Raw genomic sequence first — 17,753 nt, 5'->3', positions numbered from 1 at the left:
GGGGAGCGTCGTTGCATGCAGGCCCTCCCCTGCGAAAAAGTCAGGGAGGAAACCGATGACGGAGGTCATCGTCCAGCCGGTTCCGGTCACCGCACCGGATTTCGGCCTCACCAAGTTCCTCGACCCGCTGCGCATCCCGTCGGTCATCGGACCGCACCTGTGGTGGCGGCAGGAGGAGATCACCATCAAGGCGGTCCGCACCCGGGTCCGGCTGCACTCGCAGCTGCCGGAGACCGAGGTCTGGGCCTACGAGGGGGAGTTTCCCGGGCCGACCATCGAGGTGCGCAGCGGCAAGCGGCTGCGCGTGGCCTGGACCAACGACACCGACGGCCAGATGCCGCTGGTCGCCGTCCAGGGGCCGATCGCGCAGGCGCCGGGCAACGTGCCCGGCGGCTACCGCGACGCGAACGGGCAGCTCCTGCCCGGCTTCTCGGTCATCGACGGCGTCGCGAACCTGCCGGCTTGGGAAGTCGTGCACCTGCACGGCGCCATGACCAACGGCGGCAACGACGGCTGGGCGCACAACGCCGTGCTGCGGGGTAACGCGCAGCTCGCCGAGTATCCGAACGGCCAGCAGTCGACCACGATGTGGTACCACGACCACGCGATGGCCGTGACCCGGTGGAACGTGCACGCCGGGCTCGCGGGCATGTACCTGATCCGCGACGCGGAGGAGGATGCCCTCAACCTGCCGCACGGCAGGCACGAGGTGCCGCTCGTGCTGTGTGACCGCAACCTCGACACGGATCCGGTGACGGGAGCGCTCACCGGGCAGCTGCTGTTCAAGATCGCGGTGGCGCCCAGCGGGGCACCGATCCCGTTCACCGGCCCGTTCAACCTCGTCAACGGCGTGATCTGGCCGCACCTGGAGGTCGACACCCGCTGGTACCGGTTCCGGGTGGTCAACGCGGCGAACTCGCGCTTCTACCAGCTCAACCTGGTGGACGAGACGGGCGCGGTGCAGAACGACGCGGTGCGGATCATCGGCACCGACGGTGGTCTGCTGCCCGCACCGGCGGCGCTGCCCGCCGGCGGGCTCACGCTCGCGCCGGCGGAGCGGGCGGACATCCTGGTCGACTTCAGCCGTTTCCCGGGGCAGCACCTGCGGCTGACCAACACGCTCGCCCAGGGAACCGAGCCCGACCTCATGGAGTTCCGGGTGGAGGACTCGGTGCGGCACGACCCGTTCCGCCTGCCGGAGCGGCTGTCCAGCTCCTACGTGCGGCTGGTGCACGGCACGACGGTGCCGGAGGACCACGACCACGTGTTCGTCGCGCTCGTGCCACCGGGCACCGCGGGTGAGGCGCACCCGCAGCTGTGGGAACTACGGGAGCTCACCGCGGCCGAGGTGCCGCCCACGCTGCCCGCGGAAGGCGTCCTGCAGGTCAAGGACCCGGCGACGGGCGAGACGCGGACGTTCCAGCGGGTCGCGGACCTGTTCGACGACACCACGACGTTCTTCATCGACCACGGCCGCTGGGCGGTGTGGAACTTCCTGCACTTCGGCGGGCCCACCCACCCGATGCACATCCACATGGTGCAGCTGCAGCTCCTGACCCGGCGGCAGTTCCCGCTGACGGGCGGGAACGTCGCCGGCTTCGACCTCGCGACCGGCGGTACGACGGCGCCGCTGGAGGCGCCACCGGATGGCAGGCCGATCGAGAAGTACGAGGAGGGCTGGAAGGACACCTTCCAGGTCCAGGCCGGTGAGTGGATCACCGTCGCCGGCCGTTTCGAAGGCGCGACCGGCGAGTTCATGTACCACTGTCACATTTTGGATCACGAGGACGAGGGCATGATGCGGCCATTCGTGGTGCACCCGCCCGAGGTGGCGAAGTTCCACGTGCACCCGGCGGGTTCGGGGCACGGCGGGCACGAGCACTGAGGTGGGGCGCTGCCGGCGGACGTCCGCCGGCAGCGCTCACGCCGGAATCCGGAAGACCGGGTAGCCCGGCGCGATCTCGCGCAGCTTCTCGTCCGGGGCGTTCGCGTCCACGCCCTCGAAGAACGCGCCGATCTCCCACTTCCAGCGCTTCAGGTAGGCGCGCAGCACCGCCGGCTTCTGCTCGTCCGGCACCTCCACGGGCTTGAAGTGCTCCACGCGGCGTCCGACCCGCAGCTGTCCTTCGCCCGCCACACGCAGGTTGCGCACCCACTGCGTCTCGCCGCGGGCCGCCACCAGGTAACGCTCCCCATCGAGCGTCAGCAGGTTCACCGGGATCGACCGCAGCTCCCCGCTCTTGCGGCCGCGGACGGACAGGACCCTGCTGCCCATGAGGCTCACTCCGCGCTCGGTCAGCCAGCGCACCGACTTGTTCATGACGGCCGTGCCCTTGCCGGGTTCGAGGTAGCGGGTCATCGGGATCTCCTTCGGCTTGCGAGAGCGGTGCTCTCGATTGAGATCAGTGAACACCACAGCCAGAGCGAAGTCAAGAGCAGTGCTCTCGAATTTGTCCGGCGCTCTCATCCCTGGCACACTGAGCCCATGGCCGCCATCAGGACCGCCCGCGACCGCGCCCGGGCCGAGCTGACGCAGGAGATCAAGGACGAGGCCCGCCGTCAGCTGGCCGAAGTGGGTGCGCAGGGCCTGTCGCTCCGCGCGGTCGCCAGGGAGCTCGGCATGGTCTCGTCCGCGCTCTACCGGTACTTCCCCAGCCGGGACTCCCTGCTCACCGCGCTGATCGTCGACGCGTACAACGCGATCGGCGAGGCCGCGGAGAAGGCCGACGACCCGGCGGAACGGCCACGCACCCGCTGGCGGCTGATCTGGCAGGCGACCCGGGCCTGGGCGCGGCAGCACCCGCACGAGTACACGCTGATCTACGGCTCCCCCATCCCTGGCTACCAGGCCCCGCAGGACACCGTCGCCCCCGCCGCGCGGGTCGCGCTGGCGCTCGCGGAGGTGGCGGTGACCGCTCCGCTCGAACCCGCGTTCCCCGGCCCCGCGCTGCCGGACGAGCTCGCGGACCAGGCGCGACGGCTCGCGGAGCTCCTCGGCAAGGACATCGCCCCCGCCGACGTGAGCCGGCTGCTCATCGCGTGGACACAGCTGTTCGGGGCGCTGAACTTCGAGCTGTTCGGGCAGTACGTGGGCAGCGCCGACCCGGCCGACGCGTTATTCGCCCACACCACCGACCAGATGGCGGACTTCCTCGGCCTGCGGTGAGCGTCAGCGCAGGTGCGTGGTGAACCAGTCGCCGGCCAGCTCGGCGGCGGATTCGAGCGTGCCGGGCTCCTCGAACTCCCGGGTCGCGCCCGGCACCAGGCGCACCTCCGCCGGTCCGGCGAGCCGTTGCGCCGCTTCCTCGTTGACCCGCTGGCCGTCGGGGTCCTTGCCGCCGACGATCATCAGCGTCGGCGCGGTCACGCGGGGCAGGACCTCCCCGGCGAGGTCCGGGCGACCGCTGCGCGCGACGACGGCCCGCACCTCCTCGGGCCACGCCGCGGCCGAGGCGAAGATCGCGGCTGCCCCGTCGGCCGCACCCATCAGCCCTACCGGCAGGTTCGCCGTCGACTCGCGCCGGGTGAGGTCGTCGAGCACGTGCAGCAGGCGGCGGGTGAGCAGGTCGACCTCGTTCGCCGGCTGCTCCTCGCCGTCGGCGAGCAGGTCGAACAGCAGCGTGCCGAAGCGGAAGTCCTGCAAGGTCCTGGCGATCGCGTCGGCCTCGGCGCCGTGCTCGGAGGTCCGGGCGAAGACGACGACACCGATGGCGTCGGCGGGCAGCGTCAGGTCGCCGTGGAGGGTGGCGCCTCCGACGTCGATCGTGAGGGGCACGGTCACTCCGGCTCGCTTCCGAGGAGTTCGACGACCTCGTCGTCACTGGTCTGGGCGAAGTCCTGGTACCACTCGCCGATCGCCCGCAGGTCGTCCGGCGCCAGCAGGCACATGACCTCGTCCACGTCGGCCTTGAGGCCGGTGGCCGCCTCGGGAACACAAACCGGGGCGGCGAAGACCAGCGAGCGCGGCCGTTCCTCACGGATGGCGTGGGCCGCGGCGCGCGCGGTGACCCCGGTCGCGAGCCCGTCGTCGACGAGGACGACGTCCCGGCCCGCCCGCGGCCGCGGCTCGCGTCCGTGCAGGTAGACCTGTTCGCGACGGCGGGCCTCGGCCTGCTCCGCCTCGCAGCTCTCCCGCAGGTCGGCCGGGCGCAGGCGCAGGGCCCGCAGGGTACGGGCGTCGTAGGTGGCGTCGCCCCGCGCGGTGACCGCGCCGACGCCGAACTCGGGTTGCCCCGGCGCGCCGATTTTCCGCGCGACGGCCACGTCCAGCGGCGCGTCCAGCGCTTCGGCGACCGCGTGCGCCACGACCACCCCGCCGCGTGCGAGCCCCAGTACCAGCGGGTCGTGCCACTCGTGCCGGCGCAGCTGCTCACCCAGGTGCAGGCCCGCGGCCCGCCGGTCGGGAAACGCACGCGCACGCGTCATGGCACGTGGGTACCCAGATCGGTCGTGAGCACACGCCAACGGCGGTGTTTCGGACCGGCGATCAGGACGAAGTCGAGCAGGCAGCCGACCGCGACCACGGACAGCAGCACCGAGGCCCACCAGAGCTCGAACACCCCGAGCACGATCGCGAGCGCGATGCAGGCCACGACGACCGCGACGTCGAGGATGAGGCGCGTCGAGACGCGAGCGGGCGGCGGTCCGGCCTGCTCCTGCAGCGCACGCTCGTACTCCCCACGGGTCCAAGGAAGTTCGCGCAAGGTTCTCATGTCTCCGGGGTACCCACGGGAACGATCAGCACACATCGTCCACTTAGGACGAACATGGACCGGCCCCGCCGGCGGCCTCCTCGACGCTGAGGGGACCACCGGCGGGGCCGGAGCCACTGGTGAAGGTGGCGTGCCGCCGAAGCGGCCTGTGGCTGACTCTACTGAACGATCGCGGACCCGCGAACAGTCGTAGTGAAATCGAGATCTCAGGCGGCGCCCTGCATGATCTCGTGCCTGCGGGGCCAGTGGGACCAGAACGCGCCGGTGTAGCCGAGCTGGATCAGCTTCAGCAGGAACGGGTTGTCGGCGTAGTTGTTGTCGTCCTCGGTCAGGCCCGGGAGCGTCGGCAGCATGACGCGGTGGTACTCCGACTCCGGCACCAGGTCCCACAGCAGCTGCACGGTCCGCTCCCAGCGGCCGTTCGGCGACGCCAGCGTGGCGGGATCCTCGGGCAGCAGCGGTGACAGGTAGTAAACCGGCCGGAACCGTCCGTGTGCGTCGAAAACGAACTGTCGCTCGTACTCCACGATGTTCTCGCACTGTGCTCGGGGCTTGAGCACGATCGGCTCCGTCGCGGTGTCCGACTGGAGCCCCGGCAGGGTCTGCCTGCCGTCGCACTGCTGGGCCAGCTGGATGCCCAGCGGCGAGTAGGGGAAGGCCCGGATGCCGAGGCTGTACCCGGCGACCGTGACGTCGAGCGCCAGCGTCTCGCGCACCGCCTCGGTGATCGTTTCGAGTGTCTCGCCCGGCATGCCGAGCAGGACCTCCACCATCACCGGCAGGTCGTGGCGCTTCGTCAGTTCGACAATCCGGCGCACGTCGTCGAAGGAGTAGTAGCGCCTGCCGCGGCCGGTGACCTTCCAGTCGTCGAGCAGGTCCTCGCTGACGTGGTCCGGCGCCAGGTTGATACCCGCGCAGCCCGCCTGCACGAGCAGTTCCAGCAACTCCTCGTCGAACGGCGTCGGCTGCGCGTAGATCCACAACCGCAGGTTCCGCAGCGACGACGCCGGGTCCTCGCGGCGGCGGATCACCTCGCGCAGCACCGCTTTGCTGTGGGCGATCGCGAGGTTGAACTCGCTGTCGGTGGTGTGCAGGTCGTACACGCCCTGCCCGCACAACAGCTCCATCTCGTCCACGACCGCCTCGACGGAACGGCGGGTGAAGTGCGTACCCTTCGCGTCCGGTTCCACGCAATGCGCGCACGAATAGGCGCACCCGTTCTTCGTGAGAATGTTGCCCAGACCACCGCCACGGTAATATTGAAGGTTGTCCACCTTGTACGCCTCACCGGAACGCCGCGTGTATTTCGTCACGGTGTTCAAGGGCGTGAAAACGGGTTTTCCGCGCTGCGCGACCACCTGGGGAACCCGGTCCACCCGGCCGCCGCCGCGGTTGAGTAACAGCCCGGGCACCGATTCCGGCGACTGCCCCGTCAGCAGCGCGTCGGCCAGTCGGACGATGGTGTTCTCCCCCGGCCCCTTGACCCCGAACGGGATGTCGAAGAAGTCCGTCAACGCGAACGGCATCGAGGAAAACCCGACCCCACCCGCCACGACAGGTGCGCTGGTCAGGGCCTTGATCTCGTCGATGATGGCCTTGTGGTCGGAAAGGAACACCCGCTGCTGCTGCGCGTAGATCGTGTCGGTGTTGCGCACGGTCACGCCGACCAGCAGCGGTTCGCGGCCGACGAAGTACTCCCGCAACACGTCGCGCCACGCGTCCCGGTGGAACGTCAGGTCCACCACCTCGACATCGAACCCGTCCATTTCCAGCGACGTCGTCAGAATGTCGAGCGCGTACGGCGTGATCGGCGGATGGACCAGATTCGGATTGACCAGGGTCACCAGTGCCTTACCCATTTACTCCCACTCCCGGAAAAACAGCCAATTCCCTTCCCCGCTGGGGAGGGTGCGCCCGGGAGCCGGACGAAAATCAGGGGGCGTGTTCCACTTGCCGCCACCTCAGTTCCCTGGCCAGCCGGGCCGACGAGCGCAGCCGTTCCGGGGCGATGCCGAGGACGCGGCTGAGCCAGCTCTGCCAGTAGGGACCGGGCACTCTCTTCCCGCGCTCCCAACGGGAAACCTCGTCCCGGCCGAGGCTGCTGTTCCCGGACGCGGAAGCGAGAGCGTCGGCGAGGTCGTACTGGGTGAGCCCACGTTCGCGGCGCACCGACCGGATCAGTCGTCCGATCGGAAGGCCGTCGCCGGCCCTGAGCCGGGATCCCGCGGTCTCGCGGGTCAACATGGGCTTGACGTTAGCCAAGGTGGTCACGACAGGCGATCCGTTCCACGAACACTCTCATCCCCTTCGCGCATGCTGCCGACTGAGCGTCTGCTTGGGCGACTCCCCGAATCTCTCCCGGTAGACGGCGGCGAACCGGCCGTGGTGGGCCATTCCCCACTTGCTCGCGATCTCGCCGACCGTGGTGACGTCGGCCTGCGCCGCGCACAGCTCGTCGTGCACCCGCTGCAGGCGTACGCCCCGCAGGTACTCGCTGGGCGAGCTGTCGAGCTGTTCGCGAAACGCCTTCTGCAGCGCGCGCACGCTGACCCCGGCCTGCCGGGCCAGGCTCGACGGCGTGTGCGCCCATTCCGGGTGCCCCTCCATGAGGTCCACCGCGATGCCGAGCAGCCGCGAAGGCACCGGGCGGTCGTCGCCGTTGAGCATCGCGGTGTAGTTGTGCGGCTGGGCGAGCAGCAGCCCGGTGATGACGTTCTGCTCGAACTGCTCGATCGCGAGCGGGTGCGCGAGCAGGGACTCGGGCCTGCCGAGGTCCTTGACACCGCAGCTGAGCTGGTCGAACCAGCTGCGCGCGTAACCCGCGGTGACGTCCATGCCGAGCTGGAAGCGGATGGGCTCGCGCAGGGCGCCGTCGATCATCTCGGACAGCCGCGCCTCCACCGCGGCCCGCTCGACCCGGATGACCAGCTGGCCGCAGTCGTTGGACAGCCGCATGTGCAGTGGCTCCGTCGGTGACGCGACCGCGATGCGCTCGGGCGATGCCTGTACCTGTTCGAAACCCGACTGGAACGTACCCCTTCCCGCAGTCGGCGCGAGAATGGCGAAAAAGTTTTCCAGGTGCCCGGGATTCACGCGCACGTCCCAGCCGTAGGACACGTACGTCACCGCTATATTGCGCATACGACGGCAGTGCATACGGGCGTTCAGCTCCGGATTCGGTCCGACGACGTCCATCCGGTGCGGACAGAAGATCTTCTCCACCTGGTCACGGGTCTCGTCCACGTCGGTGGATTCGAAAACTTTGTATTTCTCAAGAGGTAGCTCTGTCATTGTCCCGGGCAGTCTTGTCGATCTGGGTCTTGGCGAGGTCGACTCCCACACACCTCCAGGGTCATACTGTCGGCCCTTTGCGGTGAAAGAAGTACCGGCCAAACGGGTGGAGTTTGCTGACTGCAAGTTGCACGCCGCGCGCGGACGAATCCGGGCAGCTGCGATTTAAACCGGCTGGAGACCCGCGGTGAACTGCCGCAGCGCCCCGCCCTGCGTCACGATGCGGTAGCCGTGCAACTCGGCCGCCTTCGACCGGACCTCCTCCGCCGTGTCGACGACGTACTCCAGGTGGCTCGCGGTGTAGACGCGCCTCGGCAGGGCGAAGCGGACCAGCTCACGCGGCGCGGGGATGTCCGGTCCGCCGTCGGGCGAACGCCTGCCGAACACGAGGGTGCCCAGCTCGCACACACGCACTGCCCCGGCCAGGTACAGCTCGTTCGCGAACGCCGTGGCGGGCAGCTGCTGCGGCGGGATGTGGTCGAGGAGCAGGCCGGCGTCGACGTAGACCGCGTGGCAACCCGTGGGTTGCAGCACGGGCAGCCCGGCCAGCCGCAGCTGCTCCCCGAACCAGCGGGCGGTCTCGGCCCGGTAGCGCAGGTAGTCCGGGTCGGTGACTTCGAGCAGTCCCTGGGCCAGCGCGTCCAGATCGCGCCCCGCTAGACCACCGTAAGTAGGGAAGCCCTCGACCGCGATGACCTGTTCGGCGCAGTGGGCCGCCAGTTCCTTGTCACGCAAGGCGATCAGGCCGCCGATGTTCGCCATGCCGTCCTTCTTCAGGCTGGCCCAGCACCCGTCCGCGAGGGAGAACATCGTCTGCGCGATCTCCCGAGGCGCGGAGTCCGCGTAACCCGCTTCGCGCTCGGTGATGAGGTACGCGTTCTCGGCGAACCGCGAGGCGTCGAGGAACAGCGGGATCCCGTGCTCGTCGCACAGCTTGCGCGCGCCGGCGATGTTGAGCAGCGACACCGGCTGCCCGCCGTTCGCGTTGTTCGTCACCGTCAGCACCACGCACCGGATGCGGCCGCCCGACCGGCCGGTGAGCAGCTCGGCGAGCGCGTCGAGGTCGAGGTCGCCGCCGAACGGGTTCGCCACGCCTTCGTAAGCGGGCACCGGCAGGTCGACGGCCTCCGCCCCGGCCGCCTCGACGCTCGCCCTGGTGCTGTCGAAATGGGTGTTGCTCACGGAGATGTCACCGAGCCTGAGTACGTTTCCGAGCAGGATCCGTTCCGCAGCCCGTCCCTGGTGCACCGGCAGCACCTCGGAGAACCCGGTGAGATCGCGCACCACGCCTTCAAACCGTTCGAACGAGCGCGCCCCCGCGTAGGACTCGTCACCCGACAGCAGCGCCGACCACTGCGCCGCCGACATCGCCGCCGTGCCGGAGTCGGTCAGCAGGTCGATCGTGATCCGCCGGGCGGGCACGCGGAACAGGTTGTACCCGGCGGCGGCCAGCGCCTCCCGGCGCTCGTCCGCGGTGGGGAACGGGATCGGTTCCACGGCCTTGATGCGGAACGGCTCCATGAAGGACGGCATCGGTTCTCCTCCCGCGGGGCAAGCACAACCCCTCCAGCGTCGCCGCCCGTCCCGGCGGAAGGTAGGGGCCAGTTCACCCGGCGCGTGATGGGGCGCACAGAGGCAGGCAGGGCCGCTTCGCCGTGCAACCATCAAGTCAGCCACAGCGGGAAGAGCGAGGATCGCAATCGTGGAAGTCGCCGTCGAGCAGGTCAGCTTCGCCTTCCAGCCGGTGTACAACCTGCACACCGGGGGCGTCATCGGAGTGGAGGCCCTCGCCCGGCCCGCGAAGGGAAAGGTGCAGGACCTGCTCCGGCACGCGCTGCGCCGGGGACGCCTCGTCGCGGTGGACGCCGCGCTGGCTGCGCGCGCGTTGCTGGCGGAGCCGAGCCACGAGACCCTCCTGCCGCTGCACGTCAACCTCACGGCCGCCTCCGCCGCGGCCCCGCAGCTGGTGCTCGATCCGTTGCTCGAAGCGCTCGGCACCACCGGCCGCCGCACGCGGGAGATCGTGCTGGAGGTCGGCTCCCCCTTCCACGGCGTCCCCGCCAAGGCGCTGCTCGCCGGCGTCCGCCGGTTCACCGAGCTGGGCTTCCGCATCGCCTTCGACAACCTCGGCCACGGCGACCTGCCGCTCAACCTCCTCGCCGAGGCCCGCCCGCACCTGATGAAGCTCGACCGCACCACCCTGCACCGGCTGCCGGACGACCAGCCCACGGTCGCGCTCGTCGAAGCGCTGTGCCACTTCGCCGCGCGCGCCGACGTCCGGCTGGTCGCGACGGGGGTCGAGACCGAGGCGCAGCTGGAGACCGTCCGGCGGCTCGGCATCCGGCTGGTGCAGGGCAACCTGTTCGCGCCCGCCCGCGAAGGCACCGTCCCGGCCGCGGGTCTCGCCTCGGTGCCCCCGGCACCCGCCGCGCGCACGGCCACGAACCCGCGCGTCGACGACTTCCTCCGCGCCCCCGCGACCCTGCCCGCCGACGCGACGTGCGACCAGGTCCGCAAGGTGCTGCTCGACCAGGACGCGCCGACGGGGATCGTGGGCGTGGACGCCGAAGGCAGGCCGGCCTGGTCGGTCGACCGGTCCCGCTTCCTGCTCGACCTGACCGGCCCGTTCGGGCACGCGCTGCACGCGAACCGCCCCGCCGCGCGGCTCGCGGACCCGCCACGCACCATCCGCTCCGGCGCGGGCGCGCTCGAACTGCTGGACCTCGTCACCGACGCCGAGCTCGACCGCAGCGGTGACGACGTGATCGTGGTGGACGCCGAAGGCCGGTGCGTCGGCGTGGTGCTGGTGCACGAACTGGTGCGCGGCGTCGCCGAGGTGAAGATCGAAGAGGCCGCCGCGCTCAACCCCCTGACCCGGCTGCCGGGCAGCGACGCCGTGGCCCGCGAGGTGGACCGGCGGCTCGCGGCGAGCCACCCCACCGTCGTCGGGTGGCTCGACATCGACTCCTTCAAGCGCGTCAACGACACCGCCGGTTTCGCGGCGGGCGACGAGCTGATCCGCGCCATCGGACGCGCACTGTCCGATCTGCACACGAAACTGCCGGGTGTCGTGGTGAGCCACGTCGGTGGTGACGACTTCCTCGTCGCCTGCGACCTCGACGAGATAACGCCCGTCGCCGACGCGCTCCTGGATGTCGCGTGGTCCGCGGACGGCAGGCCCGTCACCGTCTCCCTCGCGACGATCGTGTGCGCTGGTGAAAGAGCCCAGTCGTACCAAGAGGTTTCGCGGATGCTGGCGCCGCTGAAGAAGGCGGCGAAGCACGTGCGCGGGTCGAGCTGGGTCAACAGCTGGCCCGCTGCCGACCGCGTGGAGATTCTGCGCGGCGAGCCCGGGGCCGATTTTGTAACCCGCTAGAGTGACCCCCTTCCCGAAAACCGGCACCACTCCACAGCCAGGGTGGTGCGCGTAATGCAGCGCCCTACCGCAGAACGGCTCACCCGCGCTATTTCGCCTGTTCAAGGCCCTTCTACCGTCGCAGGCGTGGTCGTACCTGACTTCGACCCGGGCGACACCCCGGGATACGTCTACGAAATGATGGCCGAGCACCTCGCCGCGCGAATCGAGGCGGGGGAATTGGAGCCGAACACGCCGCTGCCGTCCGAGCGGCGGCTGGCCCAGGAATACGGTGTGTCCCTGGGCACGGCCCGGCACGCCACGCGCCTGCTCCGTTATCGGGGGTTGGTCGTGACAATCAGATCGAAAGGAACTTACATAGCCGACCGGAGGGCACGGCCCCAGTGAAAAAGCCGTCGTCACCCATTGGGGTGGATTTGCCCCTGTCCGCGGTTACCAGGGCGAACCGCCGTTCGCTGCCGGGAAGCCGAGATCATTTTCAAAACGGCTGCTCGGCGCAACATCAATCCATCGGCGGTAGCTTTCTTTCACGTTCGGTCGGTATTGTGACGGTGATGGCTGACGCAGCGTGCCCGTTGACTGGCGGCCGGAATGAGATTAAGACGTTCCGGGTGACCGGAATCGGCGACCAGGTGAACACACTGACGGCTCCGGCAGGGGTTCGGTGAACGACGATGGTCCCTGATCTTCCCGCGAACCCGCTCTCGATCGAGCTCACGTTGTCCCACCGCCGGTTCTGGTGGCAGACCGACGACGAGGACGAGCTGCCGGAGCAGTGGCACGCTTCGGCCGACATCTCACCGCTCGACGTGTGCCCGGACGAGCTGCGTCACGTCGGCGACATCTCGCTGGTGATCGCCGACCTCACCAAGGAACGCAACCTGCTCGACTCCGTGGTGCTCGGCGAGTGGGCGCTGGAGTTCATCGCCGAGACCGTGATCGACCCGGACGAGGGCAAGCTACACCCCGAGCTGGACAAGACGATGACGCCCGGCGCGCCGCGGATGGTCATCCTCCGGCGGGTCGAGCTGGTGGAGGCGTGGCGGGGGCACGCACTCGGCCCGGCGCTGATCGCCGGCGCGCTGCGCATCCTCGCCCCGACCGCCCGGCTCGCCGCGAGCCGCGTGTCACCACTGGACTTCCCGTGCCCTGGCGACCGGGTGGCGGCGGAGCTGGCGAGCGTCCGCGCGGGTGCGATGCTGGAGCGCATCGGTTTCCGCCGCTGGAACGGGGTGCACATCGTCGACCTGCGCGACCCGGCACTGCTCGACTCCCGCATGGACATCCTCGACCAGTGGTGGCCCGAATCCGACCACGGCGAGCGATAGTTTCGGCAACCTCAGAACAAGGTCTGTACCATTCCGCACACGTGGTACGCGTCGTCGACGGCGGGGAACAGCCGCCACTTGTCGAACGTCGTGCACGGGTGCGAGATCCCGAAGCCGACCCGGTCCCCCACCGTCAGCTCGCCGCGGAAGTAGGCGTGCTGGTCGTTCAACGCGGTCAGCTCGCCCGGCGGCGCCGGCTCGACCTCGCTCCCGTCGCGCCGGATCCGGTGCAGTGGCACGGGAAATCCCGCATCCACCCCGGTGTCGCGCTTGCCGAAGTCGAGGATCGCCAGCCCCGGCTCCGGGCAGGACAGCACGCGGCCCCACAGCTCCAGGCTCGGCCGTAGCGGCAGGGCGCGGTACTCGGTGCTCATCAACCGCCGGAAGTCCTGGTACGCCAAGGAATCGTGGGTCACGTAACATCCGCTGCGCAGCACCACCCGTACCGGACGGTTCCGCTGCCAGCGCGGGCCCAGCTCCTCGGCCACCAGCTCCGGAAACGCGCTGCCGCCCACGGTGACGACGAACTCGCCCTCGAAGCCGGCCAGTAGTTCGTCGGCCACGTCGCGCAGCCGCCGCAGGTACTCCCGCACGTCGGCCAGCAGACCGGCGTTCAGGCCGCCCGCGATGATCCCCTCGAAACCACCGACGCCGGCCAGTTCCAGCACGGCCGAACTCCGCACTCGTTCGGCGAGTGACGGCAGCAGGCCGAGGTCGCGCACCCCCGCGCGGCCGCCTTCGACGCCCAGCTCCAGCAACACCGGCAGTGGCCGGCCGCCGGGTGGCAGTTCCTTTTCCAGTACGTCGATACCGTCGAACGAATCGACGTAGCAGTAGCAGGTGAAGTCCGCGTTCTCGGTCAGCTCGGCGCCGAGCCACGCGATCGCCTGCGGGTCGACCAGCTCGTTGGCGAGCACGACGCGTTGCGCGCCCAGTTCCCGGAACGTCCGGACCTGGCTCGGCGTCGCGAGTGTCAGCGCCCACACGCCGTGTTCGAGCTGGGCCGACGCGATCTCCGGTGACATCGTGGTCTTCACGTGCGGCGCGAGCGACAGGGCGTGCTCGGCGCAGAACCGGGCCATCGTCGCGAGGTTGTGCCGGAGCGGCGCGTTCTTCAACACCAGGATCGGCGTGAGGAAGTCGTCGAGCGTGCCGGACACGTCGGTGGCGAGACGGCCGAGCGCGGCGAACGGAAAACCCTTGTGCCGAGCGGAAACCGTGACCTCGGGAACGTCGAGCACCGTCACCTCGCCCTGCCGCGGCGGGCCGTCTGCCACGGCCACTCCCCGAACCGCTGGTAGTACCACTTGTTGAACAACGCGTTGTCGCGGAAGCCGCACTGCTCGGCGGCCGCCCGCACCGACGGTTGCCCGGCCCGCGCCAGCAGCCGCTGGACGCAGTCGAGCCGCACCGCGCGCAGGTACTCGTGCGGCAGGCAGCCCTCCTCCTGGAAGGCGGCGGTCAGCTCGGCCAGCGACACGCCCGCGAGCTGCGCGTAGTGGCTCATCGACCGGCCGCCGAACGGGTCGGAGTCCATGAGCACCCTGACGAAGGCGACCAGCTCGGCGACGTCCCGCGCCTCCCGCCGGAAGCGGGAGGAGAACTGGTGCGGCTGGGCGCGGACGAGCCAATCGACCAGCACCTCTTCGACGTAACGGGTCAGCCGGTCGTCCGGGCGCCCCATGAGCAGGCGCTGCGCGCTGCGGACGAGCGGGTCCGAGGCCGACCGGAGCGTGCGCACCAGTGGACGGAACGAGACCAGCCCCTCCGGTGGGAACGCCAGCAGCGGCGCCAGCCGGGCGAGCAGGAGGTCCGGCCGGATCCGGATGATCCGGAACAGGCAGCCGGGCGAGCAGCGCAGCGCGCGCAGCTGCACCGGCGACGCGGCGAGCACCTCGCCCCGGCGCAGCTCCAGCCAGCGGTCGCCGTGGCGGCACACCAACCGTCCGGAAAGGACGGTCACGACGAAGTAGTCCTCTTGTGGTGCTTGGAGATCGATGGCCACCTCGCAGCCGTAGGCGACGGTGCCGACGACCATCCGCGGCGTGGCCACCGCGGCCACGCGCAGCCGGGGCGTCGTTCCCCTGGCGACGCGGACGAGATGGGGCCCGAGCACTCTCGCCGCGTCGCGCTCCTCTTCTGTCATGTCAGTTAGTCTCTCCACGCGGAACGGCTGTTTCATTAACGAACATAGACAGTGGCCCACTCGCCGTCAACGGTGCAATCGTCAGTGGTAGAGCGTTTCCTGCGGCGTCTCGCCGAACTCGCGGTAGTACCACTTGCTGAAGCCCGGCTCGGAGAACCCCCAGCGCTCGGCGACACCGGCCACCGTCACGTCGCCGGGCTCCGACCAGCGCAGCGACAGGTACGCGCGGCGCATCCGGACGTGGTAGAGGTACTCGGGGATCGAGGTGGCCAGCCTGCTGCGGAAGGCTTCGTCGAGCGCGCGCGTGCTGATGTCGACCTCGCGCGCGAGCGAGCACCCGGTGTGCGCCCGCTCGGGCGTGGTCTCCAGGATGTCGATCGCGCGGTGCAGGGTGCGCGACGGCGCGGGCAGCGGCCGGGCGTCGAGGATCGCGCTGTAGCTGTTGGGTTGCACGCGCAGCAGGCCGACGGCGAGGCGTTCCTGGAAGTACGGCCCCCACAGCCGCGTGCGCAGCCCGAGGTCCGGCCTGCTCGCGCGCCGCAGGTACACGGTCAGGAACTCGAACCACCGGCGTTGCCGCTCGCCCCGGACATCCAGTCCCAGTTCGAACCGCAGCGGCCATGGCACGTAGCCGCCCAGCAGGTCGCTGAGCGTGCCCAGCAGGAAGGGCCACGACACCTTGGTCAGCAGCAGCCGGGCGTTCTCCGACAGCCGCATCTGCAGCGGTTCGTTGTGCCTGCTGACGAGCATCATGTCCGGTGTGGACGCCAGGGACTCGCAACCGCAGCGGACGTCGGCGAACCCGGTGAGCGGCACCTGCAGCGCGATGAAGTCGCCGGTGCAGCCGGGGTCGACGGCGACGGGGGCACCGTAGTGCACGTAGTTGAGCACCACGTCGTCGAGTGCCAGGGAGTTCATCTCCGCGTCGATGCGCGCGTCGCGCCCGAGCGTGAAGACGTCGTGGGGGCACAGGACGCGGCTCATCTCCTCCCGGACGTGGTCGAGGTCGTGGGAGCGGAACAGTCGGTGTCCGTGCAGCGGTAAGGACATGGATCCCTGCACCTTCCGTGGCGCACCGTCGGGGGATGGTCGGCTGCGAAAGCAGAGGGCGGGTGGTTTCACAAGAGGAAGAAGGCCCATATACTACGCCGATCCGGCGAAGAAACAACCCGTTTCAGCTACTGAAAGTAGAGAAGGAACCGCCGGCAGGACAGGTGAAAGCCTCACCCCCGCCGCGGCTTGCTCTCGTAGTAGGCGACGCAGTCGTCGGGGTAGTGGCGGGCCCTCAGCTCACTGATGAGGGGGCCGGGATCGTAGGTGAGCCCGCGCAGGTCGACTTCGCCGGTTTCGGTTTCGATCTTCACGTATTCGATGACGTCGAGGAACGCTCTATTCTGCCCGACGCTCCCGCAATTGCACAAGTAGAAAGGCGAACGGCAAACCAGGAACTGCCGGTGGGTGTGGCCGATGACAGAGTTGCAGTCGAGCTCGACCGGGGTGTCGGCGAAGACGTAACGATCACCGATGGTGTGGGAAAACCGAATACCGTTCGTCCGGTACTCCGCTTCGAGCCCGCGCAGCGAAGCCATCCTGTCGAACGAGCCGAAACAGTGCCGGAAGAACTGCCGCGCCAGCGTGCTGCCGCCCCCGTATTCGCCGGCCAGGAAGTAGTCCTCGTGGTTTCCGCGCAACGACACGAGGTTGGGCAACGACTCGACGAGGTCGACGCACTCGTTGCTCCACGGCCCGTAGTTCACGGTGTCGCCCAGGCACACGTACCCGTCGACGGTCCCGGCGTCGGCCAGCATCAGCTCCAGCGCCGGCAGGTTGCCGTGCACGTCGCTGAACACCGCGAGCAGCATGGCTACAGCTGCTCGGGCGCCGACCGGTAGAGGCTGCCGTGCCGGGCGAGCTCGTCGACCAGCTCGTTGGGCACGACGAGCTCCTTCCAGTACCGCAGCACGGTCTGCTCGCGCACGCGGAACTCGGGTTCGCGCCCGTGGCAGAGGTAGTCGGCGATCATGAGCGGCTCGTTGAACCCGCACAGGGCGCGGGCGGCGGTGGTGCCGGAACACCGGGCGTTGATCTCGAACACGTACGGCACCCCGTCCCGCACCCGCAGTTGCACGTTGCACGCGCCGAACGGCTTGATCGCGCCGATGACCTTGCGCACCTCGTCCTCGACGCGCTCGTCGCGCACCGCGAACGCCTTGTAGGTGTCGCCGTCGCGCAGGGTCCGGCGCATCACGATGACGCCCTTGCAGTCACCGTCGAAACTCACCGAACCGCAGGTGAACTCGTCGCCCTCGATGTACTCCTGCGCCACGAACGCCGCGGGATCGACGGTCAGTTCGGTGAGATCGCGCTCGTTGCGGACCACGTACACGTCTTTCGAGCGGGAGCCACCCTCACGCCGTTTCAGCACGAACGGAAACGCCGGGAAGCGCGCTCCCGGGGCCGCCATGTCGACCGTTTCCGGCACCGCGACCCCGTGCTCGCGCAGCACGGAAAACGTGCGGAACTTGTTGTCCCCGATGTCCACGACCTCGGGCGAACTGACCACCACGGTGATGCCGTGCTCGGCGAACCGCTCGGTGTTGTCCGCGAGCGGCCGCAGTTCCGTGTCCAGCCCGGGAAAGAACAGCCTGCAGTTCTCCGAACGGCAGATTCCGAGCACGGTGTCGAGGAATTCCGGATCGGTCGGCCGGGGCACCAGGCGCGCCCGGTTCGTGGTGTACAGACCCGTTGCCAGGGGGTGACCGTCGAGCGCCAGTACGTCGTATTCGGTGCCCTGCAACGCTTTGAGAATGCTCTGGCCGACCCCGCCGCCGACGCCGGAAACTGCCACCCTGATCGGTTGCGCCATTCCTCCACCCTGTCGAGTGGCCTTTTTCCGAGCC

The 17,753-nt window shown here is 69.4% G+C and carries 18 protein-coding genes; 5 read left to right on the top strand and 13 right to left on the bottom strand.

The window, feature by feature from the left end; translation table 11 throughout:
- Positions 1-55: 55 nt before the first annotated feature.
- Entirely contained in the window at positions 56-1,885 is a 1,830-nt protein-coding gene (locus FHX82_RS03030; protein WP_145933074.1) for a multicopper oxidase family protein, read from the top strand.
- A 36-nt stretch (positions 1,886-1,921) separates the two neighbouring features.
- On the opposite strand, the gene FHX82_RS03025 is transcribed toward FHX82_RS03030, so the two are convergent.
- The gene (locus FHX82_RS03025; RefSeq protein ID WP_145933073.1) at positions 1,922-2,359 is read right to left on the bottom strand and encodes a nitroreductase family deazaflavin-dependent oxidoreductase; all 438 of its coding nucleotides are present in this window, start codon (positions 2,357-2,359) and stop codon (positions 1,922-1,924) included.
- 126 nt (positions 2,360-2,485) lie between these two features.
- On the opposite strand from FHX82_RS03025, the gene FHX82_RS03020 reads away from it, so the two are divergent.
- On the top strand, positions 2,486-3,166 hold the full coding sequence (locus tag FHX82_RS03020) for a TetR/AcrR family transcriptional regulator (protein ID WP_145933072.1): 681 nt from the start codon (positions 2,486-2,488) through the stop codon (positions 3,164-3,166).
- A gap of 3 nt (positions 3,167-3,169) precedes the next feature.
- Here the strand turns inward: FHX82_RS03020 and FHX82_RS03015 are convergent, their stop codons facing one another.
- The 7 genes from FHX82_RS03015 to FHX82_RS02985 form a co-directional block, all read right to left on the bottom strand.
- Positions 3,170-3,781 carry a dienelactone hydrolase family protein gene (locus FHX82_RS03015; protein ID WP_145933071.1) on the bottom strand — a complete coding sequence of 204 codons (612 nt, stop codon included), beginning with the start codon at positions 3,779-3,781 and terminating at the stop codon, positions 3,170-3,172.
- Positions 3,778-4,425, bottom strand: a complete 648-nt coding sequence (locus FHX82_RS03010; protein WP_145933070.1) for a phosphoribosyltransferase — start codon at positions 4,423-4,425, stop codon at positions 3,778-3,780. The genes FHX82_RS03015 and FHX82_RS03010 overlap by 4 nt, the downstream gene beginning before the upstream one ends.
- A complete protein-coding gene (locus FHX82_RS03005; protein ID WP_145933069.1) occupies positions 4,422-4,712 on the bottom strand; it encodes a hypothetical protein in 291 nt (96 codons plus the stop codon). Before FHX82_RS03005 ends, FHX82_RS03010 begins: the two co-directional genes overlap by 4 nt.
- Before the next feature lie 206 nt (positions 4,713-4,918).
- Complete coding sequence (gene tsrT / locus FHX82_RS03000) at positions 4,919-6,571, bottom strand: tryptophan 2-C-methyltransferase (protein ID WP_145933068.1); 1,653 nt, start codon at positions 6,569-6,571, stop codon at positions 4,919-4,921.
- A gap of 73 nt (positions 6,572-6,644) precedes the next feature.
- A complete protein-coding gene (locus FHX82_RS02995) occupies positions 6,645-6,956 on the bottom strand; it encodes a helix-turn-helix domain-containing protein (protein WP_145933067.1) in 312 nt (103 codons plus the stop codon).
- A gap of 54 nt (positions 6,957-7,010) precedes the next feature.
- Positions 7,011-7,955, bottom strand: coding sequence for an AraC family transcriptional regulator (locus FHX82_RS02990; protein WP_229881212.1), 945 nt, complete (start codon positions 7,953-7,955; stop codon positions 7,011-7,013).
- A 213-nt stretch (positions 7,956-8,168) separates the two neighbouring features.
- Positions 8,169-9,536: a tryptophanase gene (locus FHX82_RS02985; RefSeq protein WP_145933065.1), complete on the bottom strand. Its 1,368-nt coding sequence runs from the start codon at positions 9,534-9,536 to the stop codon at positions 8,169-8,171.
- A 169-nt stretch (positions 9,537-9,705) separates the two neighbouring features.
- Here FHX82_RS02985 and FHX82_RS02980 point away from each other — a divergent pair, with 169 nt between their 5' ends.
- From FHX82_RS02980 to FHX82_RS02970, 3 genes are all read left to right on the top strand, one after another.
- Complete coding sequence (locus FHX82_RS02980; protein ID WP_145933064.1) at positions 9,706-11,379, top strand: GGDEF domain-containing protein; 1,674 nt, start codon at positions 9,706-9,708, stop codon at positions 11,377-11,379.
- A 126-nt stretch (positions 11,380-11,505) separates the two neighbouring features.
- The gene (locus FHX82_RS36745) at positions 11,506-11,766 is read left to right on the top strand and encodes a GntR family transcriptional regulator (RefSeq protein WP_229881214.1); all 261 of its coding nucleotides are present in this window, start codon (positions 11,506-11,508) and stop codon (positions 11,764-11,766) included.
- Between the two features lie 287 nt (positions 11,767-12,053).
- Positions 12,054-12,707 (top strand): hypothetical protein, encoded by a 654-nt coding sequence (locus FHX82_RS02970; protein ID WP_145933063.1) that lies wholly within the window; start codon positions 12,054-12,056, stop codon positions 12,705-12,707.
- An 11-nt stretch (positions 12,708-12,718) separates the two neighbouring features.
- Here FHX82_RS02970 and FHX82_RS02965 read toward each other — a convergent pair whose 3' ends face one another.
- From FHX82_RS02965 to FHX82_RS02945, 5 genes are all read right to left on the bottom strand, one after another.
- Entirely contained in the window at positions 12,719-13,984 is a 1,266-nt protein-coding gene (locus tag FHX82_RS02965; protein WP_145933062.1) for an alanine racemase, read from the bottom strand.
- Positions 13,951-14,853: an AraC family transcriptional regulator gene (locus FHX82_RS02960; RefSeq protein ID WP_183176447.1), complete on the bottom strand. Its 903-nt coding sequence runs from the start codon at positions 14,851-14,853 to the stop codon at positions 13,951-13,953. The genes FHX82_RS02965 and FHX82_RS02960 overlap by 34 nt, the downstream gene beginning before the upstream one ends.
- An 81-nt stretch (positions 14,854-14,934) precedes the next feature.
- Positions 14,935-15,903: an AraC family transcriptional regulator gene (locus FHX82_RS02955; RefSeq protein WP_183176446.1), complete on the bottom strand. Its 969-nt coding sequence runs from the start codon at positions 15,901-15,903 to the stop codon at positions 14,935-14,937.
- A gap of 173 nt (positions 15,904-16,076) precedes the next feature.
- On the bottom strand, positions 16,077-16,715 hold the full coding sequence (locus FHX82_RS02950) for a metallophosphoesterase family protein (protein WP_145933059.1): 639 nt from the start codon (positions 16,713-16,715) through the stop codon (positions 16,077-16,079).
- 2 nt (positions 16,716-16,717) lie between these two features.
- Positions 16,718-17,719, bottom strand: coding sequence for an ATP-grasp domain-containing protein (locus FHX82_RS02945; RefSeq protein WP_145933058.1), 1,002 nt, complete (start codon positions 17,717-17,719; stop codon positions 16,718-16,720).
- Positions 17,720-17,753 lie beyond the last annotated feature (34 nt).

The organism is Amycolatopsis bartoniae (assembly GCF_014191255.1).
Lineage (GTDB): Bacteria > Actinomycetota > Actinomycetes > Mycobacteriales > Pseudonocardiaceae > Amycolatopsis_E > Amycolatopsis_E bartoniae.
Note: the sequence above shows the minus strand (reverse complement) of the source record. Positions and strands in the feature narration are given on the sequence as shown.

What these genes read in the sequence shown, in the direction of transcription:
- FHX82_RS02950 (WP_145933059.1), bottom strand. Translation starts at nt 16,715, where the DNA reads ATGCTGCTCGCGGTGTTCAGCGACGTGCACGGCAACCTGCCGGCGCTG.
- FHX82_RS03020 (WP_145933072.1), top strand. Translation starts at nt 2,486, where the DNA reads ATGGCCGCCATCAGGACCGCCCGCGACCGCGCCCGGGCCGAGCTGACG.
- FHX82_RS02970 (WP_145933063.1), top strand. Translation starts at nt 12,054, where the DNA reads ATGGTCCCTGATCTTCCCGCGAACCCGCTCTCGATCGAGCTCACGTTG.
- FHX82_RS02960 (WP_183176447.1), bottom strand. Translation starts at nt 14,853, where the DNA reads ATGACAGAAGAGGAGCGCGACGCGGCGAGAGTGCTCGGGCCCCATCTC.
- FHX82_RS03025 (WP_145933073.1), bottom strand. Translation starts at nt 2,359, where the DNA reads ATGACCCGCTACCTCGAACCCGGCAAGGGCACGGCCGTCATGAACAAG.
- FHX82_RS03005 (WP_145933069.1), bottom strand. Translation starts at nt 4,712, where the DNA reads ATGAGAACCTTGCGCGAACTTCCTTGGACCCGTGGGGAGTACGAGCGT.
- FHX82_RS02945 (WP_145933058.1), bottom strand. Translation starts at nt 17,719, where the DNA reads ATGGCGCAACCGATCAGGGTGGCAGTTTCCGGCGTCGGCGGCGGGGTC.
- FHX82_RS03030 (WP_145933074.1), top strand. Translation starts at nt 56, where the DNA reads ATGACGGAGGTCATCGTCCAGCCGGTTCCGGTCACCGCACCGGATTTC.
- FHX82_RS02995 (WP_145933067.1), bottom strand. Translation starts at nt 6,956, where the DNA reads ATGTTGACCCGCGAGACCGCGGGATCCCGGCTCAGGGCCGGCGACGGC.
- tsrT (WP_145933068.1), bottom strand. Translation starts at nt 6,571, where the DNA reads ATGGGTAAGGCACTGGTGACCCTGGTCAATCCGAATCTGGTCCATCCG.
- FHX82_RS03010 (WP_145933070.1), bottom strand. Translation starts at nt 4,425, where the DNA reads ATGACGCGTGCGCGTGCGTTTCCCGACCGGCGGGCCGCGGGCCTGCAC.
- FHX82_RS02955 (WP_183176446.1), bottom strand. Translation starts at nt 15,903, where the DNA reads ATGTCCTTACCGCTGCACGGACACCGACTGTTCCGCTCCCACGACCTC.
- FHX82_RS02985 (WP_145933065.1), bottom strand. Translation starts at nt 9,536, where the DNA reads ATGCCGTCCTTCATGGAGCCGTTCCGCATCAAGGCCGTGGAACCGATC.